Source organism: Streptomyces sp. SS7 (assembly GCF_037993025.1).
Classification (GTDB): Bacteria; Actinomycetota; Actinomycetes; order Streptomycetales; family Streptomycetaceae; genus Streptomyces.
Map to the genome: position 1 here is coordinate 7,639,107 of NZ_CP141223.1, position 26,887 is coordinate 7,665,993.

A 26,887-nucleotide genomic window follows, 5' to 3' on the forward strand; every position below is an offset into this window, starting at 1 on the left:
AGACGACTTGTGAATGAGTCGACATTTGCTCCCGGGGGTGGTCAACCAGGAATGCCTACGCGGGACCAGGATTCCGCGGGGCCCGAGGCTGTCGGCTCCGTCGCTGTCCGAACCTTCGCAGCCCACCAGAGCCGGCTCGGCCCCCGCACGGCTCTGTCAGCACACCAGAGCATGGACGGTCATCACGTGAACGCCATGGCCGGCGACGGAAGTGGCGCGCCCCACAACCACTTCGCCGACTACGACGAACTGCCCGACGGGCACTTCTACGACCCCGACGCCGAGTACGAGCCGGACCCGGAGTACGCGGCCACCCTCGCGCCCGACGCGGCACGGCAGCGCCGTGAGCGCATCGGCCCGACCGGGCGCCCGCTGCCGTACTTCCCGATCCCGGGCCCGCTGACCCAGCACGGCCCCGCGACGATCATCGCGATGTGCAACCAGAAGGGCGGCGTCGGCAAGACGACGTCGACCATCAACCTGGGTGCCGCGCTCGCGGAATACGGACGCCGGGTGCTGCTCGTCGACTTCGACCCGCAGGGCGCGCTGTCGGTCGGCCTCGGCGTCAATCCGATGGAGCTCGACCTCACGGTCTACAACCTGCTCATGGAGCGGGGCATGGCGGCCGACGAGGTGCTCCTGAAGACCGCGGTCCCCAACATGGACCTGCTGCCCAGCAACATCGACCTGTCGGCCGCCGAGGTCCAGCTGGTCTCCGAGGTCGCGCGCGAGTCGACCCTGCAGCGGGCGCTCAAGCCGCTGATGGACGACTACGACTACATCGTCATCGACTGCCAGCCCTCGCTCGGCCTGCTGACGGTCAACGCGCTGACGGCCGCGCACAAGGTGATCGTGCCGCTGGAGTGCGAGTTCTTCGCGCTGCGCGGTGTGGCCCTGCTGACCGAGACCATCGAGAAGGTCCAGGAGCGGCTCAACCCGGAGCTGGAGCTCGACGGCATCCTCGCCACGATGTACGACTCGCGCACGGTCCACAGCCGTGAGGTCCTGGCCCGCGTGGTCGAGGCCTTCGACGACCACGTCTACCACACGGTCATCGGGCGCACGGTCCGCTTCCCGGAGACCACGGTCGCCGGCGAGCCGATCACCACGTACGCCTCCAACTCCGTCGGTGCCGCCGCCTATCGCCAGCTCGCCAGGGAGGTGCTCGCCCGGTGTCACGCCGAGTGAGTCTGCCGGGGGCCGACGAACTCTTCCGTACGACAGGGGGAATGGCGCTTCAGCCGTCCGCACCCCGACGCCAGGCCGGTGGCGAGGCCCGGGTGCCCGCCCCGGCCGGCGAGAGCGACGGGGTCGCCGCGGGTGAGGACGCGCCGCAGGCCGTCCCCGCCCAGGGCGGGGACGGCGAGGGCGCCGAGCACGTGGCGGCCGACGCCGACCAGACCCTCACCGGGGAGCGCCCGGCACGGCGGCCCGCGGCACCGGCGCAGGAAGGTTCTGCCTCCGCCGACGCCCAGTCCCGCAAGCGGGGCCGGCAGGCCGCCCGGCGGCCCAGCGGGCGGGAGCGGCACGACGAGAAGATCACCGTGTACGTGTCCGCCGAGGAACTCATGGACCTGGAGCACGCCCGGCTGGTGCTCCGCGGCGAGCACGGGCTGGCCGTGGACCGGGGGCGGATCGTGCGCGAGGCGGTCGCGGTGGTGCTGGCCGACCTGGAGACCCGTGGCGACGCCAGCATCCTCGTACGACGGCTGCGAGGGCGGTAGGGGTAGCCTGCGGAGGCCATGACCTCCGCGAACCCCTCGAACGAGCAGCCCCGGCCCGGCAGAGCCGTCGGACGCCGACGCGCGCTGGGCCGGGGACCGGGGGCGCCCCCACCCGCACCGGACCGGGCTGCCGAGCCCGGCATGGTCGGGCCGGAGCCCGAGGCCGTCGCGTCCGGGGCCGAGACGGCCGGGCTGCCGCCCGGAGCCGCCGACCCGGAGCCTGGAACGGTCGGGCCGAATCCCGGGGCCCTCCCTCCGGACCCCGAAGCGGTCCAGTTGGCGTCCGAGGCGGTCGAGCCCGAGCCCAGGGTTGGCGAGGCGGGGCCCGGCCTGGTCGGGGCGGAGGCCGGGGTCGTCGCGGCTGAGGCCGAGGCGGGCGAGCTGCCGTCCGCCGTTGTCGAGCCCGGGTCCGGAGCGGCCGGGTTGGCGTCTGGGCCCGTCCCGCCTGGGCCCGAGGCGCTTGAGCCCGAGCCCGGGGTTGTCGAGCAGGGGTCCGGCATGGTCGGGGCGGAGTCCGAGGCCGTCGCGTCCGGGGCCGAGGTGGTCGGGCCGCCGCCCGGCGTTGCCGAGCCGGGGCCCGGAGCGGTCGGGACGGAGTTCGGGGCCGTGCTGTCCAAGGCCGAGGCTGTCGAAGCTGAGACCAGAGCGGTCGAGCCGACGGGGTCCGGAGTGGTCGGGTCGGGGGCCGTGGGTGGAGGGGGTGCGGTCGACGCCGGGCGGGAGGTGCCCGAAGGGGTTTTCACGGTGCGGCTCGCCAACTTCGAGGGGCCGTTCGATCTGCTGCTGCAGCTGATCTCCAAGCACAAGCTGGACGTCACCGAGGTCGCGCTGTCGAAGGTGACCGACGAGTTCATGGCGCACATCCGGGCGATGGGGCCGGACTGGGACCTGGACCAGACGACCGAGTTCCTCGTCGTCGCCGCGACCCTGCTCGACCTCAAGGCCGCCCGGCTGCTGCCCGCCGCCGAGGTCGAGGACGAGGCCGACCTCGCGCTGCTGGAGGCCCGCGACCTGCTGTTCGCCCGGCTGCTCCAGTACCGTGCGTACAAACAGGTCGCCGACGTCTTCACGTACCGGCTCGACGTCGAGGCCCGCCGCTACCCCCGTACCGTGGGCCTGGAACCGCACCACGCCGAGCTGCTGCCCGAGGTGGTCATCAGCATCGGGGCGGAGGGGTTCGCCCGGCTCGCGGTCAAGGCGATGCAGCCCAGGCCGAAGCCCCAGGTGTACGTCGACCACATCCACGCCCCGCTGGTGAGCGTGCAGGAGCAGGCCGGGATCGTCGTCGCACGGCTGCGGGAGCTGGGCGAGGCCAGCTTCCGCACCCTCGTCGAGGACACCGACGACACCCTGACCGTCGTGGCCCGGTTCCTGGCGCTGCTGGAGCTGTACCGGGAGAAGGCGGTCGCGCTCGACCAGGAGACCGCGCTCGGCGAGCTGCTGGTGCGCTGGACCGGCGGGGACGACGGCGCCCGGCCGCTGGTCACCGACGAGTTCGACCGGCCGCCGGAGCCGCCCGAGGAGCCCGGGAAGGAGAAGGAGCAGTGACCGAGAGCACCGGGAGCACCGTCGCCGCGCTCGATCTCAAGGGCGCCCTGGAGGCCGTCCTGATGGTCGTCGACGAGCCCGCCACCGAGGAACACCTCGCGAAGATCGTGGAGCGCCCCCGGCGCCAGGTCGCCGACGCGCTGCGGGAACTGGCCGACGAGTACACCGTGCAGGGCCGCGGCTTCGAGCTGCGGTTCGTCGCGGGCGGCTGGCGGTTCTACACGCGCGCGCAGTACGCGCCCGCGGTCGAACGGTTCGTCCTGGACGGGCAGCAGGCCCGGCTCACCCAGGCCGCGCTTGAGACGCTCGCCGTGGTCGCCTACCGGCAGCCGGTCAGCCGCAGCCGGGTCTCCGCGGTGCGCGGAGTCAACTGCGACGGTGTGATGCGCACCCTGTTGCAGCGCGGTCTGGTCGAGGAGGCGGGCACGGAACCCGAAACAGGTGCGATCCTGTATGCGACGACGAACTACTTCCTGGAGCGGATGGGCCTGCGCGGTCTGGACGAGCTCCCGGAGCTCGCGCCCTTCCTCCCGGAGGCGGAGGCGATCGAGGCCGAGACCCAGGAAGCCGTGCCGTCGTTCGACCCGGACGCCCCGGACACGGACGACGGGCTCACGACGAAGACGACTGACACGACGACGACGGAACTTTGATGCGAAGCAGCGGTAGCGGTAGCGGCAAGAGCGGCGGGCGCGGTAACTACCGCGGGGCCGGCAACGGCAGGGACCAGAAGCGGGGTGGCCAGGGCGGCGGCCAGGGCGGACAGAGCGGCCAGGGCCGCCCCCGCAGGCCCCGCCCGGAGGAGCGCCGCTACGACGTCGGCCCCTCCGCCTCCCCGGACGGCCCGAAGTCCGGGCGCGGCGGCTCCGCGCGCGGCGGCGCCAAGGGCGGTCCCAGGAAGCCCCAGGCCCAGCGCGGGCGCACGGCCCCGGGCACCTCGCGCGAGTACGAGGCACGCGCCGAGGAGCGCAACCGCGAGCGGTACGCGGACAAGAAGGACATCAAGCCGCCCAAGACCTTCCCGGGCGCCGAGCAGGAGGGCGAGCGGCTGCAGAAGGTCCTCGCGCGCGCGGGCTACGGCTCCCGCCGGGCCTGCGAGGAGCTGATCGAGCAGGCGCGGGTCGAGGTCAACGGCGAGGTCGTGCTCGAACAGGGCAAGCGGGTCGACCCGGAGAAGGACGAGGTCAAGGTCGACGGCCTGACGGTCGCGACGCAGTCGTACCAGTTCTTCTCGCTGAACAAGCCCGCCGGTGTCGTCTCCACGATGGAGGACCCGGAGGGGCGGCAGTGCCTCGGGGACTACGTCACCAACCGCGAGACGCGGCTCTTCCACGTGGGCCGGCTAGACACCGAGACCGAGGGTGTCATCCTGCTCACCAACCACGGTGAGCTGGCGCACCGGCTGACCCACCCGAAGTACGGGGTGAAGAAGACCTATCTGGCCGCCATCGTGGGGCCGATCCCGCGTGACCTGGGCAAGAAGCTCAAGGACGGCATCCAGCTGGAGGACGGGTACGCGCGCGCCGACCACTTCCGGGTCGTCGAGCAGACCGGCAAGAACTACCTCGTCGAGGTCACCCTGCACGAGGGCCGCAAGCACATCGTGCGCCGCATGCTGGCCGAGGCGGGCTTCCCGGTCGAGAAGCTGGTGCGCACGTCCTTCGGGCCGATCACCCTGGGCGACCAGAAGTCGGGCTGGCTGCGACGGCTGTCCAACACGGAGGTCGGCATGCTGATGAACGAGGTCGACCTCTAGAGGCGCTCCGCACGGCTGTGCGGCGGCCGGTACCGGTTCTCCGGTACCGGCCGCTTCCGTCGGTGCGGGAGGCGGTCGGAGCGGCGCTGAGGGGTTGTGGCCCGGCGGCTCATTCTTTATAGTCGTCATGACTATTAGTCATGGTGACCATAAATGGTGCCCATAAAGGGTGACCGTAAAGGGTGACCGTAAAGGGTGAGGCGCGGGACCGCGACAAGGGGGCGACGAGCGTGCAGGGCTACGACAAGTACGCGCACGAGCCCTTCGCCGTCACCGTCGACCTCGCCGTCCTCACCCTCCGCGAGGGCGCCCTGCACGTGCTGCTCGTCGAGCGCGGACAGGAGCCGTACGCCGGGAAATGGGCGCTGCCCGGCGGATTCGTGCGGCCGGACGAGTCCGCCGAGACGGCCGCCCGGCGTGAACTGGCCGAGGAGACCGGCCTGGACGACGTCCGCGCCGCCTCCGGACTCCACCTGGAGCAGCTGCGCACCTACAGCGAGCCCGGCCGCGACCCCCGGATGCGGGTCGTGTCCGTCGCCTTCGCCGCGCTGCTGCCCGACGCCCCCGAACCGCGCGGCGGCGGCGACGCGGCCGAGGCCCGCTGGCTGCCGTACGACGACACCGGGCCGCTCGCCTTCGACCACGACCGGATCCTGGCCGACGCCCACGACCGGGTCGGCGCCAAGCTCGAGTACACCTGTCTCGCCACCTCCTTCTGCCCGCCCGAGTTCACCCTCGGCGAGCTCCAACAGGTCTACGAGACGGTCTGGGGGACGGGGCTCGACCGTCCCAACTTCCGCCGCAAGGTGCTGGCCACACCGGGGTTCGTCGAACCGGTGCCCGGCGCCGCGCGGCTGACCGGAGGCCGTGGCAAACCGGCCGCCCTCTACCGCGCGGGCACCGCCACCGCGCTCCACCCGCCCCTGCTGCGACCGCCCCGGGAAGGACGTTCCGCATGACCACGACCACCGTGAGGAAGCGCGCCGCGACCGGCGCCCTGGTGGGCCTCGCCCTCGGGGACGCGCTCGGCTTCCCCACCGAGTTCCACGACGTCCCCTCGATCCTCGCCAAGTGCGGGCCCTGGCGGGGGATGGAACTGCCCGGGCGCCCCTTCGTCTCCGACGACACCCAGATGACCCTCGCCGTGGCCCGTGCCCTGCGCACCGCGATGGACCGGGGACTGCTGGTGCCGACGCGGCTGGAGCGGCCCCTGCGCGAGGAGTTCGTGGACTGGTACCAGTCGCCCGAGAACAACCGCGCCCCCGGCCGGACCTGCCTCACCGCCTGCGAGCTGCTCAAGGACGAGCGGCGGCTGTGGCAGGACGCCAGCCAGATCGGCTCCAAGGGCTGCGGCGCCAACATGCGCGTCGCCCCCGTCGGCCTGGTCCCCGGTCTCAGCGAGGAACAGCGCGCCGGGGCCGCCCAGTTCCAGTCGGCGCTCACCCACGGGCATCCCACCGCGCTCGCCGCGTCCGACCTCACCGCCCACGCCGTACGCCTTCTCGCCCAGGGCGCCCCGCCGGCCGGACTGGTCACGCAGCTCAGGTCGTACGCCGTCGCGAACCGCACCCGCTACCACCACCGCTGGCTCGGCGACCTGTGGACCCGCAGCCAGGACCCCTCCGCCGAGCACTTCGTCGCGCGCGGCTGGGACGAGTGCCTGGGCGTCCTGGACCGCCTGGCCGAGGCCCTGCGCGACCCGGCCCCCGAGGCCGACCCGTGCCTGGCCACGGGGGCGGGCTGGATCGCCGAGGAGGCCCTGGCCACCGGGCTGCTCTGCTTCCTGCTCTTCCCCGACGAGCCGGTCACCGCGCTGCGCCGGGCCGCCTGCTCCTCCGGCGACTCCGACTCCATCGCCTGCCTGACCGGCGCCTTCGCCGGTGCGTACCACGGCGCGGACGCCTGGCCCACGCTCTGGGCGGACCGGATCGAGTACCGGGGGGAGCTGGTGACGCTCGGCGCGCTGTGGGACCTGTGATCAGGCCAGCGTGATGGTGTCGCCCCGCACCGTGATCTGCTTCTCGGGCAGCGGCTGCGTCGCAGGACCGGAGGCCACCGAGCCGTCGGCGATGCGGAACTCGCTCTGGTGACAGGGGCAGTTGATCGTGCCGTTCGCGACCGAGCCGACCGTGCAGCCCTGGTGGGTGCAGACCGCCGAGAAGGCCTTGAAGTCGCCCTTCGTCGGCTGGGTGACGACGACCTTCTCGGCCGAGAAGACCTTGCCGCCGCCTTCCGGGATGTCGGTGGTCCTCGCGAGCGCGCCGCCGGCGCCGGAATGCGTCGAGTCGGCCGCGTCCGACGACGCACCGTCGCCGCCGTTGCCGCAGCCCGTGGCGAGGGCGGCGGCCGCGCCGCCCGTCACGACGAGCACCGTGCGCCGGGTGGGGGAGGGGGTCATGTCGTCACTCCGGGGATGCGGAAGCACGTACAGGGGCCAGCCAAGCGTGTACCGGCGCCGCACCGCAACCGGACGCGCCGCGTCTCAGCGTGCGGGCGCGCCGCACCCGGCCCGGCCCGCCCTGACTAGGCTTGGAGGCCTCACCAGCCGTACATCAGCAAGGAGCAGCGCCGTGGCGGTACGAGCGGTCCGGGGAGCCGTCCAACTGGAACGCGACGAGGCCGGGCACATGGACGAGCAGGTTGGGGCCCTGCTCACCGCCGTCCTGGAGCGGAACTCCCTCAGCGCGGACGACCTGATCAGCATCTGGTTCACGGCCACGCCCGATCTGCACAGCGACTTCCCGGCCGCCGCCGCCCGCAAGCTGGGCATCGTCGACGTACCGCTGATCTGTGCCCAGGAACTGGCCGTCGAGGGCGCCATGCCTCGGGTCGTACGGCTGCTCGCGCACGTCGAGTCCGACCGGCCGCGGGCCGAGATCAGCCATGTCTACCTCGGCGCCGCCGCCGCCCTGCGCAAGGACATCGCCCAGTGAGGACCGCGCTCGTCATCGGAACCGGGCTGATCGGCACCTCCGCCGCCCTCGCCCTCGCCCAGCGGGGCGTCCTCGTGCACCTGGAGGACCACGACCCCGGACAGGCCCGTACCGCCGCCGCGCTCGGCGCCGGCACCGACGAGGCGCCCGAGGGGCCCGTCGACCTCGCCGTGGTCGCCGCACCGCCCGCCCATGTGGCCGCCGTGCTCGCCGACGCGATGCGCCGGGGCGTGGCCCGCGGCTACCTGGACGTGGCCAGCGTCAAGGGCGGGCCGCGCCGGGAGCTGGAGGCGCTCGGGCTGGACCTGTCGGCGTACATCGGCACCCACCCCATGTCCGGCCGCGAGAAGTCCGGCCCGCTCGCCGCCACCGGCGACCTCTTCGAGGGCCGGCCCTGGGTGCTGACCCCGACCCGGGACACCGACACCGAGGTCCTCAACCTCGCCCTGGAACTCGTCTCGCACTGCCGGGCCCTCCCCGTGGTGATGGACGCCGACGCGCACGACCGCGCCGTCGCCCTCGTCTCCCACATGCCCCACCTGGTCTCCAGCCTGGTCGCCGCCCGGCTGGAGAACGCCGAGGAGGCCGCCGTACGGCTGTGCGGACAGGGCATCCGGGACGTCACCCGGATCGCCGCCTCCGATCCCCGGATGTGGATCGACATCCTCTCCGCGAACCCGGGGCCGGTCGCCGACCTGCTCACCGACGTCTCCGCCGACCTCGAGGAGACGGTGCGGGCCCTGCGCGCGCTGCAGTCCTCCGACGAGGCGAAGCGACGCGACGGCGTCGACGGCATCGAGGACGTCCTGCGCCGCGGCAACGCCGGACAGGTCCGTGTCCCCGGCAAGCACGGCGCGGCCCCGCGCGTGTACGAGGTCGTCGCGGTGTTCATCGACGACCAGCCGGGACAGCTGGCCCGGATCTTCGCGGACGCCGGGCGGGCGGGCGTCAACATCGAGGACGTACGGATCGAACACGCGACCGGTCAGCAGGCGGGCCTGGTGCAGCTCATGGTCGAACCGAAGTCGGCGGCCGTCCTCTCGGCGGCGCTGAAGGAGCGGGGCTGGGCGATCCGGCAGTAGGCGGTGCGGACCGGGGACCGGCCCCGTACCGGCCCGGCACAGGCCTCGGCCTCGGCCTCGGTCTTGGCCTCGGCCAGAAGGGTGAGCCGTGCCCGGTAACCTTGTGCGGGGCACAGTCGCGCCCCGCACACCCGCCACCTCGCACCAGGAAGGTGTCCCCCCGTGGAAAACGGCGCCGCCCAGCCCGTGATTGTCGCCATCGACGGTCCCTCCGGCACGGGCAAGTCGAGCACGTCCAAGGCCGTGGCCGCCCAGCTCGGGCTGAGCTACCTGGACACCGGCGCCCAGTACCGGGCGATCACCTGGTGGATGGTGACCAACGGGATCGACATCGAGGACCCCACGGCCGTCGCCGCCGTCGCGGGCAAGGCGGAGATCGTCTCCGGCACCGACCCGGCCGACCCGACGATCACCGTCGACGGTGTGGACGTCGCGGGGCCGATCCGCACCCAGGAGGTCACCTCCCGGGTCAGCGCGGTCAGCGCGGTGCCCGAGGTGCGGGCCCGGATCACCGAGCTCCAGCGGTCGCTGGCCGCCGGTGCCGAGCGCGGGATCGTCGTCGAGGGGCGGGACATCGGGACGACCGTGCTGCCGGACGCCGACCTGAAGATCTTCCTCACCGCCTCGGCGGAGGCACGGGCCGCCCGCCGCAGCGGGGAGCTCAAGGGCGTCGACGTGGCCAGCACCCGCGAGGCGCTGATCAAGCGGGACGCGGCCGACTCCTCCCGCAAGACCTCCCCGCTCGCCAAGGCGGACGACGCCGTCGAGGTGGACACCACCGAGCTGACCCTCGCCCAGGTCATCGAGTGTGTCGTCACCCTCGTCGAGGAGAAGCGGGCCGGAAAGTGAGCGAGCCGAGCCAGCTGCCCTCGGAGCGGGGCGCCGAGATCGGACGGCGCATCGGCGTCGGCCTGATGTACGGCCTGTGGCGGCCGCGGGTGCTCGGTGCCTGGAAGGTGCCCGCCAGCGGTCCGGTGATCTTCGCGCCCAACCACTCCCACAACCTCGACGGCCCGATGGTCATCGGCGTGGCGCCCCGGGCGTCGCACTTCCTGGTGAAGAAGGAGGCGTTCGTCGGCCCGGTCGGCACCTTCATGGTCCGCACCGGCCAGATCGCGGTCGACCGTGCGAGCACCGACCGTACGGCGATCGCCCGCGCCCTCGGCGTCCTGGAGAACGGCGGGGTCCTCGGCATCTTCCCGGAGGGCACCCGGGGCGAGGGCGACTTCGCCTCCCTGCGCGCGGGGCTCGCCTACTTCGCGGTGCGCAGCGGGGCGCCGATCGTGCCCGTCGCCGTGCTGGGAAGTGCCGAGCGGCGCGGACGGTTGATCAAGGGGCTGCCCCCGCTGCGCTCCCGCGTCGACGTGGTCTTCGGTGACCCCTTCGAGGCGGGCGACGGCAGCGGACGGCGTACGCGCAAGGCGCTGGACGAGGCGACCGAGCGCATCCAGAAGAACCTGGCCGCGCACCTGGACCACGCACGGCGGCTCACCGGCCGTCCGCCCACGGGCGCATAAAACGCAGGGCGCCCGAGCGGGTGCCGGGCGACACTGAGTAGTGGATCAACCCGGAACAAACGGGGTGGTCCACCGACCACCACGACGGAACGACGAGGTACGCACTTCATGAACGACCACATCCAGCCCGGCGGCCCCGACGGCGTCGAGCACGATCACGGGGCGCTCGGCGACGCCGAGTACGCGGAGTTCATGGAGCTCGCCGCGGAGGAGGGCTTCGACCTCGAGGACGTCGAGGGCGCCATCGAGGAGGCCGGACACGGCCCGCTCCCGGTGCTCGCGGTCGTCGGCCGGCCGAACGTGGGCAAGTCGACCCTCGTCAACCGGATCATCGGGCGCCGTGAGGCCGTCGTCGAGGACAAGCCCGGCGTCACCCGCGACCGCGTGACCTACGAGGCCGAGTGGGCGGGCCGCCGCTTCAAGGTCGTCGACACCGGCGGCTGGGAGCAGGACGTCCTCGGCATCGACGCCTCCGTGGCCGCCCAGGCCGAGTACGCGATCGAGGCCGCCGACGCGGTCGTCTTCGTGGTGGACGCCAAGGTTGGCGCCACCGACACCGACGAGGCCGTCGTACGGCTGCTGCGCAAGGCCGGCAAGCCGGTCGTGCTGTGCGCCAACAAGGTCGACGGACCGAGCGGTGAGGCGGATGCCGCGTACCTGTGGTCCCTCGGGCTCGGCGAGCCGCACCCCGTCTCCGCGCTGCACGGCCGCGGCACCGGCGACATGCTGGACGCCGTCCTCGACGTGCTGCCGGACGCCCCCGAGCAGAGCTTCGGCGGCGCCGGGATCGGCGGCCCCCGCCGGATCGCCCTCATCGGCCGCCCCAACGTCGGCAAGTCCTCCCTGCTGAACAAGGTGGCGGGCGAGGAGCGCGTCGTCGTCAACGAGGTCGCCGGCACCACCCGTGACCCGGTCGACGAGCTGATCGACCTCGGCGGCGTGACCTGGAAGTTCGTCGACACCGCCGGTATCCGCAAGCGGGTCCACCTCCAGCAGGGCGCCGACTACTACGCCTCCCTGCGCACCGCCGCGGCGGTCGAGAAGGCGGAGGTGGCGGTCATCCTGATCGACGCCGCCGAGTCCATCTCGGTCCAGGACCAGCGGATCGTGACGATGGCCGTCGAGGCCGGCCGCGCGATGGTCATCGCCTACAACAAGTGGGACACCCTCGACGAGGAGCGCCGCTACTACCTGGAGCGGGAGATCGAGACCGAGTTCGGCCAGGTCGCCTGGGCGCCCCGGGTCAACGTCTCGGCGCGCACCGGACGGCACATGGAGAAGGTGGTCCCGGCGATCGAGACCGCCCTGGCCGGCTGGGAGACCCGTGTCCCCACGGGCCGCCTCAACGCCTTCCTCGGCGAGCTGGTCGCCGCCCACCCCCACCCGATCCGGGGCGGCAAGCAGCCGCGCATCCTCTTCGGCACCCAGGCGGGCACCAAGCCGCCGCGGTTCGTCCTCTTCGCCTCCGGCTTCATCGAGGCGGGCTACCGCCGCTTCATCGAGCGCCGGCTGCGCGAGGAGTTCGGTTTCGAGGGCACCCCGATCCATATCTCGGTAAGGGTGCGCGAAAAGCGCGGCAAGAAGAAGTAGACAGCGGCGAGGGGGGTCCGTGGCACGGTCACGGACCCCCCTCGCTCAGTAACCCCGCCGGGACATCGGCGGCAGCGACACCGGCACGGGCACCATCGCCGTCTGCTGCCGCTCCGGCTGCTGGCCGATCTGCCCGACCCGCTGCCACTGCGACTGCTGCCGGGCGCTCTGCACGCCCGCGCTGTAGGCGCTGTAGCTGTGGCTGAACGAGCCGGGCCGGTACGCCGTCGGCGCGTCGGTGCTGTGCGGGATGTTCCCGAAGGCGGTGAACCCCAGATCGTCCTCGCCGCTGCGGTCACCCGGCAGCGAGCGGAACGTCTTGACGTACTCGGCGTAGAGCGCGTCGTAGATCGGCGTGGCCGACGGGCCGCCCTGGGAGTCCTGGGCCGGTCGCGCGGAGGGGACCGAGGGATACACGGGGCGGCGGGGTACCTCGTAGCTGTGCACGTAAGGGAAAACGACCCGTGCCGCAAAGAGATGCGGTAGGGGTCAGGGGCGCGAGGGCTCCCTCCCGGTGGGTGCTCAGGTACCGGCCAGCGGCATCGCGGCCCCGACCAGCTTCCCGTTCGCCGCCGCCTTGTCCAGCGCGTCCCGCAGCAGATCCTCCCGCGGCTGCCGTCCGATCGACCCCACCGGTGCCGCGAACATCAGCACCTGCTGGTGCTTGTTGGCGGCGGCCCGCCAGCCCTCCGTCACCTGGAGCGGCTGGTGCGCCTGCCACCAGGCGACCGGCTGCCCGCCGGTGGCCGAGGGCTGGAGCACGGCGTGCAGCTGCCCCATCGCCAGCAGGACCGACCAGCCGTGCTGCACCGGCGGCACCTCGGACAGCTCGGACAGCGGCATGAAGCCCTGCTCGATCAGGAGCGGCAGGAAGTCGTCGCCGGCGCCGGTGGTGCCCGGGCGCACGATGGGCGCGGTGGGCTCGACGACCAGCGCGGGGTGCAGTTCCCCGGCGAGCAGGACGAGCCCGCTGGTCACCCCGAGCACGGCCTGCTCCGGGACGACCTTCTGCGCGTCCAGGTCGGCGCTGTCGCCGCTGATGGAGCGGACGGCGCCCTGGAGCTGCTCCTCGGTGACCTGGACGACCTGCGAGGGGAGACAGGTCGCGTGGGCGAAGGCGAGGACGGCGGTCTCGTCGCCGATGAACAGGACGGTGCTGGTGCGCTCGTGCGCGGAGTCGCCCGGGGTGCGGCAGGAGGTGCAGTCGTAACTGCCCGGGGCGTTGTCTCCGGCGAGCAGCCGGTCGGCTTCTTCGTCGCCGATCTCGGCGCGTACCTCGTCGCTGACGTCGAGCATGCGCGGCACGGGTGACTCCCTCGGAAGGCGGTGCGTCGGTGGGCCGGGTGGGTTCCCGGCTCATGAGATGACAACGGGGGAGCTGTGGTGGGGGTCACGCTGGCCGACTGAGTCGTTCAGATCGCCGAACACGGATGGTCACGTTCCGTGGGGAATCCGACACTCCTTGTCAAGTAACGGGAAGGTCACGGGCGTTGGTTCCGTGAACTGACTCACAGCATGCGTCGACAGCTGTCCGGCAAGACCTGACATAAGTGGATTCAGTGGGTGGCCGAAATTGGCTGCTACTTACGGTAACCCGCAACTGGCCTGCGGGAACAGGGACGTGGTTGATAACGGCTCGTCAGGCTCCCTAGATTGCTCCGCCGTGTGCAGCGAGCACCGCTCGGGTACGTCCACCGGCCGCGCAGAGCAGGACCAGGCGCAGCGACACCGCCGGCGGACAGGGCGGAGCGTGACTCCCGCGTCGACACGTGGGAAGCGCCCCGCCCGGGGGAGACCCGGGTTTGCAGAGAGGGAACTTCATGTCCGAGTGTGCCGATCACTACACCCGCAAGACGCGCAAGACGGCGGTCCTCGCCGGGGCGGCACTGCTCGCCCCCCTGGGACTGCTGGCCGCGACCGGCAACGCCGCGGCGGCCGACGGCGGGGTGTGGGACCGCATCGCCCAGTGCGAGAGCGGCGGCAACTGGCACATCAACACCGGCAACGGCTACTACGGCGGACTCCAGTTCTCCGCCTCCACCTGGCGCGCCTACGGTGGCTCGGCCTACGCGGCCACCGCCGACGGGGCCAGCCGGGAGCAGCAGATCGCCGTCGCCACCAAGGTCCAGAAGTCCCAGGGCTGGGGCGCCTGGCCGGTCTGCTCGGCCCGCGCCGGAGCCACCGGCAGCGCCCCGTCGACCTCCGGCACCTCCGCCAAGTCGAGCTCGGCGAAGTCGAGTTCCACCAAGTCGCACTCCACCGCGTCGGGTTCGGGCAAGTCGGGTTCGGGCAAGTCGGGTTCGGGCAGGTCGAGCTCCGGCACGAAGTCCGGCTCGTCGCACACCGGTGCGTCGAAGGCGCCCGAGCGCACCACGACCAGCACCTCGCGCGGCAGCGGCCGCGGCGACTACACCGTCCGCGTCGGTGACACGCTCAGCACCATCGCCGCCGCGCACAACACCACCTGGCAGCGGCTCTACGCCGCCAACAGGACCGTCATAGGCAACGACCCGGACCTGATCCTGCCGGGCCAGCGCCTCGCGTACTGAGCCGCGCGGGGCCTCGTGCTCACCGGGTGCGCCGCGTCCTCTCGCCCGCCTCCCCGGCGAACACGACGGCCCCGCGCCGCAGTTCGTACACGAAGGCCCGCCGGCCACGCAGCGCGGGCGGCAGCCGCTGCTCGGCGAGCACCACGCACGCGTCGAGCGAGGCGAGCAGGGCGTACGTCCGGCCGGCGACCGCCGGTGACATCCCCTGGGCCGGCTCGTCGACGAGGACCACGCGCGCGTGCGCGGACAGGGCGCGGCACAGGGCCACCATCCGCTGCTCACCCCCCGACAGGGTCCCGGCGCGGCGGGCGAGCAGCGGCACCAGCTGCGGGTAGAGGGCGGGGTCGGCCCCGGTCAGCTCCAGGTTCTCCCGGACCGTCAGCGAGGCGAACACCGTCCGCCGTTCGGGCACCAGGCACAGCCCCCGCCGCGCCCGCTCGAACGCGGGCACGCGGGTCACGTCCGCGCCGTCCCACACCACCGCCCCGTCAGTCAGCGGTACGACCCCGGCCAGCGCCCGCAGCACCGTCGTACGGCCGGAGCCGTTACGGCCCAGCAGGACGGTGAGGCCCGGAGCGGGGGCCGTGAGGGTGACGCCGTGCAGGGCCTCCAGCGGGCCGTACCGCACGCGCGCGTGCCGCAGCGAGATCACCAGGCCGCCTCCTCCGGGGAGTCGAGGACCCGGCCGGGCGGGCCCGAGGCGACGATCCGGCCGGCCGCCATGACGTGCACGACGTCGGCGAGTCCGGCGACCAGATCGAGGTCGTGCTCGACGACGAGCAGGGCGGTGCCCTCGGCCGCCAGGGCGCGCAGGACCGTGGCCAGCGCGCTCACCTCGGCCGTGTCGAGGCCGGCGGCCGGCTCGTCCAGCAGCAGCACGCGCGGGCCTCCCGCGTACGCCCGGGCCAGCTCGACCCGGCGCAGGGTGCCGGTGGGCAGCCCGGCGGCGGGCCGTGCGCGGACCGGCCCGTCCAGCCCGAACAGCGCCAGCGCCCGCTCCACCGCCCGCGGGCCGCCGTGCCGCCCCTGCTCGGCGCCCACCCGCACGTTCTCCGCCACGGTCAGCGACGGGAACACCGCGAGCTGCTGGAAGGTCCGCGCGACACCGAGCCGGGTCCGGGCGTGCGCGGGCAGCCGTGTGATGTCCCGTCCGTCGAACCGCACCTGACCGCGGACCGGGCGCAGGGTGCCGGCCAGACAGTGGAACAGCGTGCTCTTCCCGGCGCCGTTGGGTCCGACGACGGCGGTGACCCGCCCGCCGGGCACCTCCAGCCCGACCCCGTCGAGAGCGGTGAACCCGCCGTAGCGGGCCCGCAGACCGCGGGCGGTGAGGAGCGGCGGCCGCACCGCGCGGGCCGGCCCACGGGTCCGCGACGCGGCGGCGGACGGTCGGGCCGATGCCGGGGTGGGGCGCGGGGCGGCGGCCGGTGAGGGCGGCGCGGCGGCGGGGTGCGGTGCGCGTCGGTCGGCGGGGTGCGGTGCGAGTCGGCTTCGCACCCGGCTGCCCAGCGGTGTCAGCACCGCCCTCCGCGGGACACGTGCGCGGGTCCACGCCGACCGCAGCGCCTCGTACGGCCCGTCCGGGAAGCGTCCCGTCAGGGCCGCCAGGACGCCCACCAGGGCCGCCGCCACCCCGCCGCGGGCGCCCGCGTCCAGGCCCACCAGCAGGGCCGCCGCCGCGAGCGCGCCCAGGGCGTCGTCGGCGCCGAGGACCGCCACCGCCGCGAACCAGAGCAGGCTGCGGACGGGATCGTAGGCCGTGGCGTCGAAGGCGCGCAGGCCCATGCCGAGCAGGGCCCCGCCGAGCGCGGCCAGCGCCGCCCCGGCGACGAAGGCGAGCAGTTTCCACGACGGCACGCGCACGCCCGCCGCCGAGGCGCCCGGCTCGTGGTCCCGCATCGCCGCCAGGGCCCGCCCGGCGCGGCCCCGGCGCAGTGCCCGCGTCGCCAGCAGGGCCAGGGCCAGCAGGGCCAGCTCCAGGACGTAGTAGGCGCGATCCCCCTCGAAGCCCGCGGGGCGGCCCAGCGACAGGTCCGCGGTGGCGTAGGGCTGGGCGAAGACGAACCGGCTCACGCCGACGCCGACCGCGAAGGTCGCGAGAGCCAGGGCGAGGCCGTGGCGGCGGATCGCCGGCCGGCCGGTGAGCAGGCCGAGCGGGGCCACCAGGAGGACCGCCACGGCCAGGGCCGCCGACTCGGGAAGGCGGGGGAGCCCGGGGAAGCGGCCCGCCGCCAGCAGCGCGGTGAACAGGGCGCCCAGCCCCGCGTACGCCGCCTGCCCGAGGGAGATCTGACCGCCGCGGCCCGTGACCACCACCAGGGACAGCAGGATCACCGCGAGGGCGGGCACCTGGACCGCGGTGTGCAGATCGGAGCCCGCGAAGCCGAGCGGCAGCAGGAACAGCACCGCCGCCACCCCCCACGCGCCCGGCGGGGTCCGCACCCGTGGGCCCACCGGGGCCGCCGACGCGTCCCGCGTGCCCACACCGGGCAGGACCAGCGCGGCGACCAGCAGGGCGACCACGAACAGGTTCGCGCCGACCGCCTGCACCAGCGGCGCCGCCCAGCCCGACGGGTGCCACCGGGTCAGCTGGCTCTGCGCGATCCCGATGCCCAGCGCCACCGCCACCGCGACCGACAGGCTGCGCATCCGGGCCACCACCGCCACCGCGAGCACCTCCAGCACCAGCAGCGGCAGGCCGTACGGGTCGAGCCGGACGGAGGGTGCCAGCAGCACGCCCGTCACCCCGGCCGTGAACGAGCCGAACGCCCAGCCCGCGGCCGCCACCCGGTCCGCGTCGACCCCGCCGAGCACGGCCAGCTCGCGGTCGTCGACCACCGCCCGCAGCTCCCGCCCGAAGCGCGTCCACCGGATCACCGCGCCGACCCCGGCGGCCAGCACCAGCACGACGGCGAGCTGCCCCCAGGGACCGGCCGGCACCAGCTCGGGCGCGTCGGCGCGCGCTCCCTGTCCCCACACCAGGGCCGCCCCGCCCACCAGCAGCACGAACACACCGATCGACGCCACCAGGGTGCGCGCCGGATCGTTGCCCAGGACGGCGAGCGGACGGAAGACGAACCGTTCCAGCAGTACCCCGGTCGCGGGCGCGAGGAACAGCAGGGTCACCACGGCTCCCAGCCAGAGCGGCCACCCCCACTCGACCACGCACTGCCGCAGCGCGTACGCGCAGACCATCGCGATCGCCCCGTGCGCGAAGTTGAGGACCCCCGTCGCCCGGTGGGTGACGACCAGGCCGATGCCCGTGAGGGCGGCCGCGCTGCCGACCGTGAGGCCGGCGAGCGTGAGGTCGTAGGTGAGGGACGACATCAGGAGTCCGCCGCGTCCGGCTCGCAGATCGGGCACGGGTCGAGGTCGCCGCCGGCCAGCAGCCTGCCGTCCACCGGCACCGCCTCCGGCTTCCCGGCGACCAGCGGACAGTCCGCCCGGTGCCACAGCGTGCCCCCGGGCACCATCCGTAGCTCACCGCTGACCGCGACGGGCGCGGACACCGCCGGCTCGGGCGCCGCGGACTCCTCGCCGACGGCGACCAGCAGGTCGTACAGCTCCTCCACGCGCGCGGTGGCGGCCGGGGCCCGGCCGGACGCCAGCAGGACGGCCCCGGCGACGATCAGCGCCGCGCCCGGGACCGTGCAGGAGGCGAGGTAGGGGAGCTGCCGTGCGGTGAAGCGCTCGCCGGAGACGCCGTACCAGCCCGCGACGCACAGCCCCGCACCGGCGGCCAGCGCGACCCAGCCGGCCCACAGGACGGGGGGCACGGTCCGCAGTCGTCCTGTCCGCATCCCACGCTCCCGCCGCAGTCCGCCGATGGCTTGCACTATGCCTTCTGCAAGCTGACCCTGAAAGGACCGGGCGCGCACGCCCGGACCGACACCCGGTGGTGAGCGTGATGCTTCTCGGGAGCGACCTCGGACGGACACGGGGGAGACGGGGGAGACAGGGGACACGCGGGACGCGGGAGGTGCGGGGGACGAGAGGGAGCCGGGGGCCCGCGCTGGCGGTGGCGCTCCTCCTCACGCTCGCCCCGGTCCTCGCGGCGTGCGACGACGGAGGGGGCGGGGGCAGGGCGACCGTGACGGCCACCGCGACGGTCGGCGGTACGGCCTCCGCGCCCGCCGACGCGGCGGCGGCCGCACAGCAGGTCCGGCAGAACTGGCGGAAGTTCTTCGACCCGGCCACCTCCACCGCCGACAAGCAGGCCCTGCTGGAGAACGGCCGGATGATGGGCCCGATGCTCCGCGCCTTCGACCGCGACCGGCGCGGCGGACAGGTGGCGGCCGAGGTCCACCAGGTCGAGTTCACCTCCCCGACCGCGGCGACCGTGACGTACTCCCTCACCCTCGACGGCGCTACGGCGCTGCCGGACGCCACGGGGAAGGCCGTCTACGAGGACGGCACCTGGAAGGTCTCCGTCACCACCCTGTGCGCCCTGGTCGGGCTGAGCGGTGATGCGTCGGCGTCGGCGGTCCCGGGCTGCTGAGTGCGCTGCCGTCACGCTGCTGCTCCTGCTGAGCGCGGCCTGCGGCAGCAGGCTCCCGGAGAGCGACTTCGAGCACGCCACCACGGCCGCGCGGACCGCGCCGGTCCGCGTCGGCGTGATCAGCAGCACCACCAGCCCGGTCGGCGGCGCCGCCTTCACCGGGCCGCGCGACGGGGCCATGGCCTACTTCGACCGGATCAACGCGCGCGGCGGCATCGACGGCCACCGCGTCGAGGTGCGGCTGTGCGACGACGGCGGCAGCGGCGTCGGCAACAACACCTGTGTGCACCGGCTGCTCGACGAGGACAAGGTCGTCGCCCTCGTCGCCACCACCTCCCTCGACTACGCGGGCGCCCCGCGCGTCTCCCACGCCCGCGTGCCCGACATCGGCGGTCAGCCCATCGGCCCCGCCTACGACACCTGGCCGCACCTCTACGGCATCTACGGCAGTCTCGCGCCCCGCGACGGCACCCCGGGCTGGGACGGCGAGCTGTACGGCGGCACCGAGGTCTACCGCTACTTCAGGCGGGAGCACGGGGCTCGTACCGCCGCCGTCGTCTCCTACAACCAGCCGGCGTCCGCGTCCTACGCCCGGCTCGTCGAGCGGGGCCTGAAGGCCGAGGGCTACCGGGTGGTTCCGGAGCAGGTCGACTTCGCGCTGCCCGACTTCCGCGCCGCCGCCGCCGACCTCAAGGCGCAGGGCGCCGACCTCGTCCTCGACGCCCTCGACACCCACGGCAACGCGCGGCTGTGCGAGGCGATGGACCAGGTCGGGGCCCGGGTCACCGCCAAGGTCACCAACGTGCAGAACTGGACGTCGACCGTCCCCGAGGACTACGGGAACTCCCCGGCCTGCCGCAACGCCCTGTGGGTGACCGGGTCCAGCCGGAACTTCGACGACACCTCCGACCCGGCCGTACGGGAGTTCCGGGACGCGACGAAGGGCCTGCCGACGCACTCCCAGTGGCAGCTGGAGGGATGGGCGGCGGCCCGCTGGTTCACCGAGGCGGCGCGGTCGTGTGCGGCCCGCGGGATCACACGCGCGTGCGTCGACGCCTTCATGGACCGCAGCGAGCGCTTCGACGCGGGCGGCCTGCTGCTCCCGGTCGTCTTCGAACGGCTCGCCGCGCCGCCGAAGACCCGGCGGACCTGTCTGTCGGTCGCCCGCTGGCGGGACGGGAAGGGCTGGATCACCCAGGGGGACATGGAACGCACCTGCTTCGACGTCCCACAGCTCGCCTACCGGCCCTGACCGGCCGCCTCCGGCACCGGCGGGTCCGTGTCCCCGCCGCCCGCCGCTGCGGAGGTTGTGTGGCGAGGTGGTGCATTTCCTACGAGGTGTCAGCTGCCGCGAACCCGTGCGAAAAGGCCGGAGAAAGGGGCTCGGGGGAGGTTTCTCCGGGAACATTCCGCCGGTTTTTCCGAGGGGTGCCGACGACGTGCGGGAATTACGTTCGAATGCGTACGGAAGGCGCGGGGAAGCGCTCGCACGGGTGACCGAGTTCGACCGGAACGGCCGTCGTGATCCTGTGACAGAAGCGTGACCGGAGTGATCCACGTCCCGGTCGCGGGGTTTCCCCGGCGGCCCCGCGCGGCCTAGCGTGGGCCGTATGGCAGCGAACGAGCCCCAGGACAATCCGGACGGATACGTCGGCCTCGACGCCGCTCACGCCGAGCGGCTGGCCCGGGAACGGGGGTGGTCGACCGTCCGCGCACTGGCCCCCGGGGCGATCATCACCATGGAGTACCGCTTCGGGCGGCTGAACTTCGAGGTGCGCGACGGGCGGGTGGCGCGGGCCTGGAAGGGCTGAGCGCCCACGGCAGGCGCGCGGTGCGACACGGCGAAGGCCCCGGTTCCCGTCAGGAGGGAACCGGGGCCTTCGGTCGCGGGACCGGTTGTGCGTACCGGTGGTCCCGCTGCTCATGGGATCGGCCGTCGGTCAGCCGTCCGTCAGCCGCCGGTCAGCCGCCGGTCAGCCGCCGGTCAGCGGCCGGGCCGCGGAGGCGGTCGCCCCGCGCGGCAGACGCTCGGTGTGCGGGGGTCTTCGGCTGCCGGCGGGGGTGACCGGGGTGCGCTCGGAGCGGGGTGTGTGCGGTCCCGGGGTCAGGTAGACCGGCGCCCGGGGCGGACGGGCGGCCGCGACCGTCTCGCGGGCCGCCGCGGTCTCCTCCTGGGCCGTGGGCCGCGGCGTGAACGGCACGGGTACGGCGACGGGGGCGGCCGGTGCCGGGAGGGTGCCGGCGCGGCGCTCGCGCCAGCGGTCGCGCAGGTCGAGGATCGCGACCTCGGCGCGGGCGATCAGCGGCTCGCACCAGGGCAGGGCCAGCAGGATCAGCAGCCCCGCGGCCCAGCCGAGCACGACGTCGCTCAGCCAGTGCGTACCGAGGTAGACGGTGGTCAGTCCGACGCCCAGCGAGACCACGGCGGAGACCGCGGACAGCCAGCGGCGGGCTCGTGGAGTGGAGGCCAGATAGGCCAGGATGCCCCAGGTCACGACCGCGTTGGCGGTGTGGCCGCTGGGAAATATGTCCCCGCCCAGACCCATCTCGTTGGAGCCGATGGTCGTCGCGTAGTGCGGTCCGAGCCGGCCCATGCCGAGCTTGGCGGCGCCGACGGTGATGTTCAGCAGCAGCAGCGAGGCGCCCAGCGTGAGGAGTGGGCGCAGGGTGTGCTGCCGCCAGGATCTCCAGCCGAGCCAGGCCGCGACCATGACGGCGGTCGGGCCGCGCTGGCCGAGGACGACGTAGTAGTCCAGGAACGCGTGGATCTCGGGCCACTGCTGGTACGGCCGGAAGAACATGACCTGCCAGTCGAGGCGGACCAGCCACGAGGTGATCACCACGAGCCACACGATCGCCAGGTAGAAGGCCAGGGTCGCGGCGAACAGCGCGATCCGGTGCCTGCTCATCCTCGGCACGTCGATGTGGGCCGGTCGTTCCGGCTCACGGTCGAGCCTGGCGAACACCCGGTCCAGACGGGTGAGGTTTCGTTCGGTACGCACCTAAACGACGTTACAGCGAGTGAGCTCGGCACCCGGCCGAATCCCCTGGTTTGTGATGACCATGTGATGTGGGATTGCTCTCAGGAGGGACTTAATTCCTGCGGATTCGCTAATCGTCGAACGCTGGTTCCTTCAATTCCATTGATCATTGTGGGAGGCAGTTTTAAGGAACTTATGAATGAGTTCATCGGAAACTCACGGAGGGCCGGAGCCGTTCAGCCACCACGCCCCGTACACGGCCGACGCCACCGCGACACCGCCCACGACCAGCGCCGCCCTCGGGGCGCGTGAGCGGGCCAGTGCCAGGGCGAGGGGGAACAGCAGCGGGAAGGCGGGCAGCAGCAGGCGCGGCTTCGAGCCGAAGTAGCTCGACGCGCACAGGGCGAGCGCGAGGACCGCACCGCCGTAGACCAGCAGCGCGAGCGGCTGGCGCTGCCGTACGCAGACCACGTACAGCCGGATCAGCGCGGCCACGCCGACGACCAGGCCCAGACCGGCGAGGGCGGACGGGAACGACGTGAACTTGCCGGCGACGAAACGGGCGAAGGCGTAACCGCCGTCGAAGCCGTTGCGCCACCCCGCCTGGACGTCGAGATAGCCGAGCGGGCCGTGGCCGGTGCGGTGGCCGACCCACAGCACATAGCCCGCGGTGCCCAGCGGCGCGAGGAGCATGCCGAGGGCGCGTACGGCGGGTCGGGCGCCCTCCGGTGCCGGTGCGTGCCGGAGGAAGGTGTCTGCGCGCGTACCGGGGGCGTGATCCGTCCGGCGCGCGCCGGGCTCGGGCGCCGCGCTGCCGCTCCGCCCGGACGGGGACCCCGCGGACGCGCCCCTCTCCCGCCGGAAGGACACCAGGCCGGCCGCCCAGACCGCCGCGACCACGGCGAGCCCCACCGGGCGGGTCAGGCCCGACAGGGCCGCGAGCACCCCCGCGGTCACCCACCGGCCGGTCAGCACCGCGTACAGCGACCAGGCGGCGAGCGCGGTGAACAGCGACTCGCTGTACGCCATCGACTGCACGATCCCGACCGGCAGCAGGGCCCACACGAGCACCGCGCACACGCCCGCACGACGGCCGTGCACCAGGTCGGCGACCGCGAAGATCCCCCAGGCCGCGGCGAGCGAGGCGAGCAGCGCGACCGCGAACCCGGCGTCGGCGTGGGACAGCGGGCTCACCGCGTGCAGCAGCCTCTCCAGCCACGGCAGCAACGGGAAGAAGGCGAGGTTGGAGTGGACGTCCCCGTTGGGCAGCCGGACCTCGTAGCCGTACCCCAGCTCGGCCACCCTCACGTACCAGAGGGCGTCCCAGCGGGCCGTCAGCAGGGTGTGCGCGCTCTTGCCGCGGGCGGCGCTCCACAGGGCCAGGACGAGCAGCCCCAGGCCCCGTACGGCCACATAGCCCAGCAGGGCGGGGGCCGCCCGGCGCAGGGCCCCAGCGCCCCTCGGCGCCGCGCGCGTTCCAAGATCCGTCACGGCCCCGATTATCGACCGGACGGTACGGCGACCGGGAAAACGGCTGCTCGGGAAGTGGCGTACACCACAGGGTTCGCCGTGGCGTGTGAGAGTTCCGCCACGTGGCCCCGGCGCGAACTCGCGTACGCTGCGAGTCACTCGTGTTCGTTTGCGCGGGCCGGAGACCACCGCTCCTCTCCGGCCGAGTCGCGGGAAGTCCCCGTCCCGCGAGCCCGCCGGACCGAGGGGATCACCTGGGAGGTACGTACATGTCCGGGACGACCACGGCCGCCGTCGGGCTGCGCCGTCGGGCGGCCGGGGCCGGTGCCAACCGCTGGGTCGTGCTCGTGGTGCTCTGCGTCAGCCTGCTCCTGGTCGCCGTCGACGCGACCGTGCTGCACGTCGCGGTGCCCGCGGTCACGGAGGACCTCAGGCCCGGCGCGATGGAGCTGCTCTGGATCGTCGACACCTATCCACTGGTCTGCGCCTCGCTGCTGATCCTGTTCGGCACGCTCGGCGACAAGGTCGGCCGCCGCCGGATCCTGCTGCTCGGGTACGCCCTGTTCGGCGTCGCCTCCGCGCTGGCGGCCTTCGCCGGAAGCGCCGAGGTGCTGATCCTGGCGCGGGCCCTGCTCGGCGTCGGCGGCGCGATGATCATGCCGGCCACGCTGTCGATCCTGCGGCAGGTCTTCCCCGACCGCCGGGAACGGGCGCTCGCCATCGGCATCTGGAGCGCGGTGGCCGCGGTCGGCGCGGCCGTCGGACCGCTGCTCGGCGGCTTCCTGCTGGAGCACTTCTGGTGGGGCTCGGTCTTCCTCGTCAACATTCCGCTGATGCTGGTCAGCCTTCCGGTGGGTCGGCTGCTGCTGCCGGAGTCGCGGGGCACCGGCGAGGGGCCCTGGGACGTGGTCGGCGCGCTGATGGCGGCGGCCGGGCTGTTCGCCCTGGTCCTCGGCGTCAAGCGGCTGGGCAACGCGGAGTTCGGCCCGTTCACCGTGGTGCCGCTGCTGGTCGGCGCGGTGCTGACGGTCCTGTTCGTACGGCGTCAGCGGCGCCGGGAGCATCCACTGGTGGACCTGCGGATGTTCTCCCGGCCGGCGTTCAGCACCTCCGTCGGGTGCATCGTGCTGGCCATGCTGGCGCTGGTGGGTCTGGAGCTGATCGCGGCCCAGTACCTGCAGCTGGTCCTCGGTCTCTCCCCGCTGGAGACGGGGCTGCGGCTCCTGCCGCTGACCTTCGCCGCGATGGGGGCGGGGCTGGCCGGGGCGCGGCTGCTGCGCGGCTTCGGGCCCCGGCGGATGGTGTGCGGGGGGTTCCTGCTGACCGCGTTCGCCGTGCTGCTGCTCACCGCGATGGGCACGGCGGACGACGCGGGGCTGCTGCTGGCCGGGTTCGTGCTGCTCGGGTTCGGACTGGAGACGACGCTGTTCGCGGCGTACGAGTCGATGCTGAGCGAGGCTCCGCCGGAACGGGCGGGTGGCGCGGCGGCGATCGGCGAGACCTCCTACCAGCTCGGGGCGGGCATCGGGATCGCGCTGCTGGGCAGCGTGATGAACGCGGCGTACGCGCCGGGGCTGTCCTCGGTGCCCGGGGTGCCGGCGTCCGCGTCGGCGGCCGCGGGGCACTCGCTGGGCGAGGCCTACGAGGTGGCCGGGCAGCTCGGCGGGCCGGCCGGGACGGCGCTGCGGCGGGTCGCCAAGGAGAGCTTCGTGCACGGACTGCATGTCACGCTGCTGGTCAGCGCGGGGTTGCTGCTGCTGGGGGCGGTGATGGCGCTGAGGCTGCCCCGGGTGATGCAGTGCGAGGCCGCCACGGTGGACTTGCCGGCTCCCCGGGAGGTCTCGCCCGAGCTGCCGGCTCCCCGGGAGGTCTCTCCCGCCCCGGGGGCACCCGTGGCGGTGCGCCGCGAGGGTGACCTCTCCCGCGGGGCCGCGTCGCCGACGCCGTCCTCCTCCGGTGCCTTGAGTGGTACCTTCGGACCGACATCGTAACTAGCGCTGCTAGTTTTAGGCCCGCTCGGAGGATCTCGTCATGGTCGCGTCCTCGAAGTTGCCCCCCTTCGACCCCGCCGATCCGCTCGGGATCGACGATCTGCTCGAGCCGGAGGACCTGGCGATCCGCGACACCGTGCGGAGCTGGGCGGCGGACCGGGTGGAGCCCTTCGTCGCCGAGTGGTACGAGAGCGGGGAGCTGCCGGTGATCCGGGAGCTCGCCCGGGAGCTCGGGGCGATCGGGGCGCTCGGGATGTCGCTCGACGGCTACGGGTGCGCCGGGGCGAGCGCCGTGCAGTACGGGCTCGCCTGTCTGGAGCTGGAGGCCGCCGACTCGGGAATCCGGTCCCTGGTCTCCGTGCAGGGCTCCCTCGCCATGTACGCGATCCACCGCTTCGGCTCCGAGGAGCAGAAGCGGGCGTGGCTGCCCCGGATGGCCTCCGGCGAGGTCATCGGCTGCTTCGGGCTCACCGAGCCCGACCACGGCTCCGATCCGGCCGGCATGCGGACGTACGCCAAGCGCGACGGCTCGGACTGGGTGCTGAGCGGGCGCAAGATGTGGATCACCAACGGGTCGGTGGCCGGGGTCGCCGTCGTCTGGGCGCAGACCGACGGAGGCGTCCGCGGATTCGTCGTGCCCACCGACAGTCCCGGCTTCTCCGCTCCCGAGATCAAGCACAAGTGGTCGCTGCGCGCCAGCGTGACCAGTGAGCTGGTGCTGGACGAGGTGCGGCTGCCCGAGGACGCCGTGCTGCCGGACGTCGTCGGACTGCGGGGGGCGCTCAGCTGTCTGTCGCACGCCCGCTACGGGATCGTCTGGGGCGCGATGGGTGCGGCCCGCACCTGTTTCGAGGCCGCCGTCGGTTACGCCCGCACCCGCGAGCAGTTCGGGCGGCCCATCGGAGGGTTCCAGCTGACCCAGGCCAAGCTCGCCGACATGGCGGTCGAGCTGCACAAGGGGATTCTGCTCGCCCACCATCTGGGGCGACGCATGGACGCCGGCCGCCTGCGTCCCGAGCAGGTCAGCTTCGGCAAGCTCAACAACGTGCGGGAGGCCATCGAGATCTGCCGTACCGCGCGGACGATCCTCGGGGCCAACGGGATCTCGCTGGAGTATCCCGTCATGCGGCACGCGACGAATCTGGAGTCGGTGCTCACCTATGAGGGCACCGTCGAGATGCACCAGCTCGTGCTGGGCAAGGCGCTCACCGGACTCGACGCCTTCCGCTGACCGGGCCCGAGGGCCGG

At 73.4% G+C, this 26,887-nt stretch carries 26 protein-coding genes; 18 read left to right on the forward strand and 8 right to left on the reverse strand.

Features of this window, described 5'->3' with window-relative positions; all coding sequences use genetic code 11:
* The first annotated feature begins 51 nt into the window (after window positions 1-51).
* From U5640_RS35070 to U5640_RS35100, 7 genes are all read left to right on the forward strand, one after another.
* Window positions 52-1,188, forward strand: a complete 1,137-nt coding sequence (locus U5640_RS35070; protein WP_340381737.1) for a ParA family protein — start codon at window positions 52-54, stop codon at window positions 1,186-1,188.
* A complete protein-coding gene (locus U5640_RS35075) occupies window positions 1,173-1,724 on the forward strand; it encodes a hypothetical protein (RefSeq protein ID WP_340381739.1) in 552 nt (183 codons plus the stop codon). Before U5640_RS35070 ends, U5640_RS35075 begins: the two co-directional genes overlap by 16 nt.
* An 18-nt stretch (window positions 1,725-1,742) precedes the next feature.
* Entirely contained in the window at window positions 1,743-3,272 is a 1,530-nt protein-coding gene (locus U5640_RS35080; RefSeq protein WP_340381741.1) for a segregation/condensation protein A, read from the forward strand.
* Entirely contained in the window at window positions 3,269-3,925 is a 657-nt protein-coding gene (scpB, locus tag U5640_RS35085; RefSeq protein WP_340381743.1) for an SMC-Scp complex subunit ScpB, read from the forward strand. The genes U5640_RS35080 and scpB overlap by 4 nt, the downstream gene beginning before the upstream one ends.
* A complete protein-coding gene (locus U5640_RS35090; RefSeq protein ID WP_340381744.1) occupies window positions 3,925-5,028 on the forward strand; it encodes a pseudouridine synthase in 1,104 nt (367 codons plus the stop codon). Before scpB ends, U5640_RS35090 begins: the two co-directional genes overlap by 1 nt.
* A gap of 230 nt (window positions 5,029-5,258) precedes the next feature.
* A complete protein-coding gene (locus U5640_RS35095) occupies window positions 5,259-5,987 on the forward strand; it encodes an NUDIX domain-containing protein (RefSeq protein ID WP_340385520.1) in 729 nt (242 codons plus the stop codon).
* Window positions 5,984-7,006, forward strand: a complete 1,023-nt coding sequence (locus U5640_RS35100) for an ADP-ribosylglycohydrolase family protein (RefSeq protein ID WP_340381745.1) — start codon at window positions 5,984-5,986, stop codon at window positions 7,004-7,006. The genes U5640_RS35095 and U5640_RS35100 overlap by 4 nt, the downstream gene beginning before the upstream one ends.
* Here the strand turns inward: U5640_RS35100 and U5640_RS35105 are convergent, their stop codons facing one another.
* On the reverse strand, window positions 7,007-7,426 hold the full coding sequence (locus U5640_RS35105; RefSeq protein ID WP_340381747.1) for a Rieske (2Fe-2S) protein: 420 nt from the start codon (window positions 7,424-7,426) through the stop codon (window positions 7,007-7,009).
* Between the two features lie 172 nt (window positions 7,427-7,598).
* Here U5640_RS35105 and aroH point away from each other — a divergent pair, with 172 nt between their 5' ends.
* The 5 genes from aroH to der all read left to right on the forward strand — a co-directional run bounded on the left by aroH (window position 7,599) and on the right by der (window position 12,150).
* A complete protein-coding gene (aroH, locus tag U5640_RS35110; RefSeq protein ID WP_055636532.1) occupies window positions 7,599-7,961 on the forward strand; it encodes a chorismate mutase in 363 nt (120 codons plus the stop codon).
* Window positions 7,958-9,043: a prephenate dehydrogenase gene (locus tag U5640_RS35115; protein WP_340381749.1), complete on the forward strand. Its 1,086-nt coding sequence runs from the start codon at window positions 7,958-7,960 to the stop codon at window positions 9,041-9,043. Before aroH ends, U5640_RS35115 begins: the two co-directional genes overlap by 4 nt.
* Window positions 9,044-9,205: 162 nt before the next feature.
* Window positions 9,206-9,892, forward strand: coding sequence for a (d)CMP kinase (cmk, locus tag U5640_RS35120; RefSeq protein ID WP_340381750.1), 687 nt, complete (start codon window positions 9,206-9,208; stop codon window positions 9,890-9,892).
* A gap of 65 nt (window positions 9,893-9,957) precedes the next feature.
* Window positions 9,958-10,560 (forward strand): lysophospholipid acyltransferase family protein, encoded by a 603-nt coding sequence (locus U5640_RS35125; RefSeq protein ID WP_067250956.1) that lies wholly within the window; start codon window positions 9,958-9,960, stop codon window positions 10,558-10,560.
* A gap of 108 nt (window positions 10,561-10,668) precedes the next feature.
* A complete protein-coding gene (der, locus tag U5640_RS35130) occupies window positions 10,669-12,150 on the forward strand; it encodes a ribosome biogenesis GTPase Der (RefSeq protein ID WP_340381751.1) in 1,482 nt (493 codons plus the stop codon).
* 45 nt (window positions 12,151-12,195) lie between these two features.
* Here der and U5640_RS35135 read toward each other — a convergent pair whose 3' ends face one another.
* Window positions 12,196-12,597: a hypothetical protein gene (locus U5640_RS35135; protein WP_340381752.1), complete on the reverse strand. Its 402-nt coding sequence runs from the start codon at window positions 12,595-12,597 to the stop codon at window positions 12,196-12,198.
* A gap of 75 nt (window positions 12,598-12,672) precedes the next feature.
* Window positions 12,673-13,455, reverse strand: coding sequence for a hypothetical protein (locus U5640_RS35140; RefSeq protein WP_340381753.1), 783 nt, complete (start codon window positions 13,453-13,455; stop codon window positions 12,673-12,675).
* A 515-nt stretch (window positions 13,456-13,970) separates the two neighbouring features.
* Here U5640_RS35140 and U5640_RS35145 point away from each other — a divergent pair.
* The gene (locus U5640_RS35145) at window positions 13,971-14,699 is read left to right on the forward strand and encodes a transglycosylase family protein (protein WP_340381755.1); all 729 of its coding nucleotides are present in this window, start codon (window positions 13,971-13,973) and stop codon (window positions 14,697-14,699) included.
* A gap of 19 nt (window positions 14,700-14,718) precedes the next feature.
* Here the strand turns inward: U5640_RS35145 and U5640_RS35150 are convergent, their stop codons facing one another.
* The 3 genes from U5640_RS35150 to U5640_RS35160 are packed head-to-tail and all read right to left on the reverse strand — an operon-like array spanning window position 14,719 to window position 18,499.
* On the reverse strand, window positions 14,719-15,354 hold the full coding sequence (locus U5640_RS35150) for an ATP-binding cassette domain-containing protein (RefSeq protein ID WP_340385523.1): 636 nt from the start codon (window positions 15,352-15,354) through the stop codon (window positions 14,719-14,721).
* Complete coding sequence (locus U5640_RS35155; RefSeq protein WP_340385526.1) at window positions 15,348-18,026, reverse strand: ATP-binding cassette domain-containing protein; 2,679 nt, start codon at window positions 18,024-18,026, stop codon at window positions 15,348-15,350. The genes U5640_RS35150 and U5640_RS35155 overlap by 7 nt, the downstream gene beginning before the upstream one ends.
* The gene (locus U5640_RS35160) at window positions 18,026-18,499 is read right to left on the reverse strand and encodes a hypothetical protein (protein ID WP_340381757.1); all 474 of its coding nucleotides are present in this window, start codon (window positions 18,497-18,499) and stop codon (window positions 18,026-18,028) included. The genes U5640_RS35155 and U5640_RS35160 overlap by 1 nt, the downstream gene beginning before the upstream one ends.
* Before the next feature lie 107 nt (window positions 18,500-18,606).
* Between U5640_RS35160 and U5640_RS35165 the strand changes: the two genes are divergently transcribed.
* The 3 genes from U5640_RS35165 to U5640_RS35175 all read left to right on the forward strand — a co-directional run bounded on the left by U5640_RS35165 (window position 18,607) and on the right by U5640_RS35175 (window position 21,008).
* Entirely contained in the window at window positions 18,607-19,197 is a 591-nt protein-coding gene (locus tag U5640_RS35165; RefSeq protein ID WP_340381759.1) for a hypothetical protein, read from the forward strand.
* Window positions 19,166-20,449, forward strand: a complete 1,284-nt coding sequence (locus tag U5640_RS35170) for an ABC transporter substrate-binding protein (RefSeq protein ID WP_340381761.1) — start codon at window positions 19,166-19,168, stop codon at window positions 20,447-20,449. The genes U5640_RS35165 and U5640_RS35170 overlap by 32 nt, the downstream gene beginning before the upstream one ends.
* 358 nt (window positions 20,450-20,807) lie before the next feature.
* Window positions 20,808-21,008 carry an I78 family peptidase inhibitor gene (locus tag U5640_RS35175; RefSeq protein ID WP_340381763.1) on the forward strand — a complete coding sequence of 67 codons (201 nt, stop codon included), beginning with the start codon at window positions 20,808-20,810 and terminating at the stop codon, window positions 21,006-21,008.
* A 162-nt stretch (window positions 21,009-21,170) separates the two neighbouring features.
* Here the strand turns inward: U5640_RS35175 and U5640_RS35180 are convergent, their stop codons facing one another.
* Window positions 21,171-22,199 (reverse strand): phosphatase PAP2 family protein, encoded by a 1,029-nt coding sequence (locus U5640_RS35180; RefSeq protein ID WP_340381765.1) that lies wholly within the window; start codon window positions 22,197-22,199, stop codon window positions 21,171-21,173.
* 195 nt (window positions 22,200-22,394) lie between these two features.
* Window positions 22,395-23,669: a mannosyltransferase family protein gene (locus U5640_RS35185; RefSeq protein ID WP_340381767.1), complete on the reverse strand. Its 1,275-nt coding sequence runs from the start codon at window positions 23,667-23,669 to the stop codon at window positions 22,395-22,397.
* Window positions 23,670-23,917: 248 nt separating this feature from the next.
* Here U5640_RS35185 and U5640_RS35190 point away from each other — a divergent pair, with 248 nt between their 5' ends.
* Together U5640_RS35190 and U5640_RS35195 are read left to right on the forward strand one after the other, a co-directional pair.
* Window positions 23,918-25,639, forward strand: coding sequence for an MFS transporter (locus tag U5640_RS35190; RefSeq protein WP_340381768.1), 1,722 nt, complete (start codon window positions 23,918-23,920; stop codon window positions 25,637-25,639).
* 40 nt (window positions 25,640-25,679) lie between these two features.
* On the forward strand, window positions 25,680-26,870 hold the full coding sequence (locus U5640_RS35195; protein WP_340381770.1) for an acyl-CoA dehydrogenase family protein: 1,191 nt from the start codon (window positions 25,680-25,682) through the stop codon (window positions 26,868-26,870).
* The last annotated feature ends 17 nt before the right edge of the window (window positions 26,871-26,887 follow it).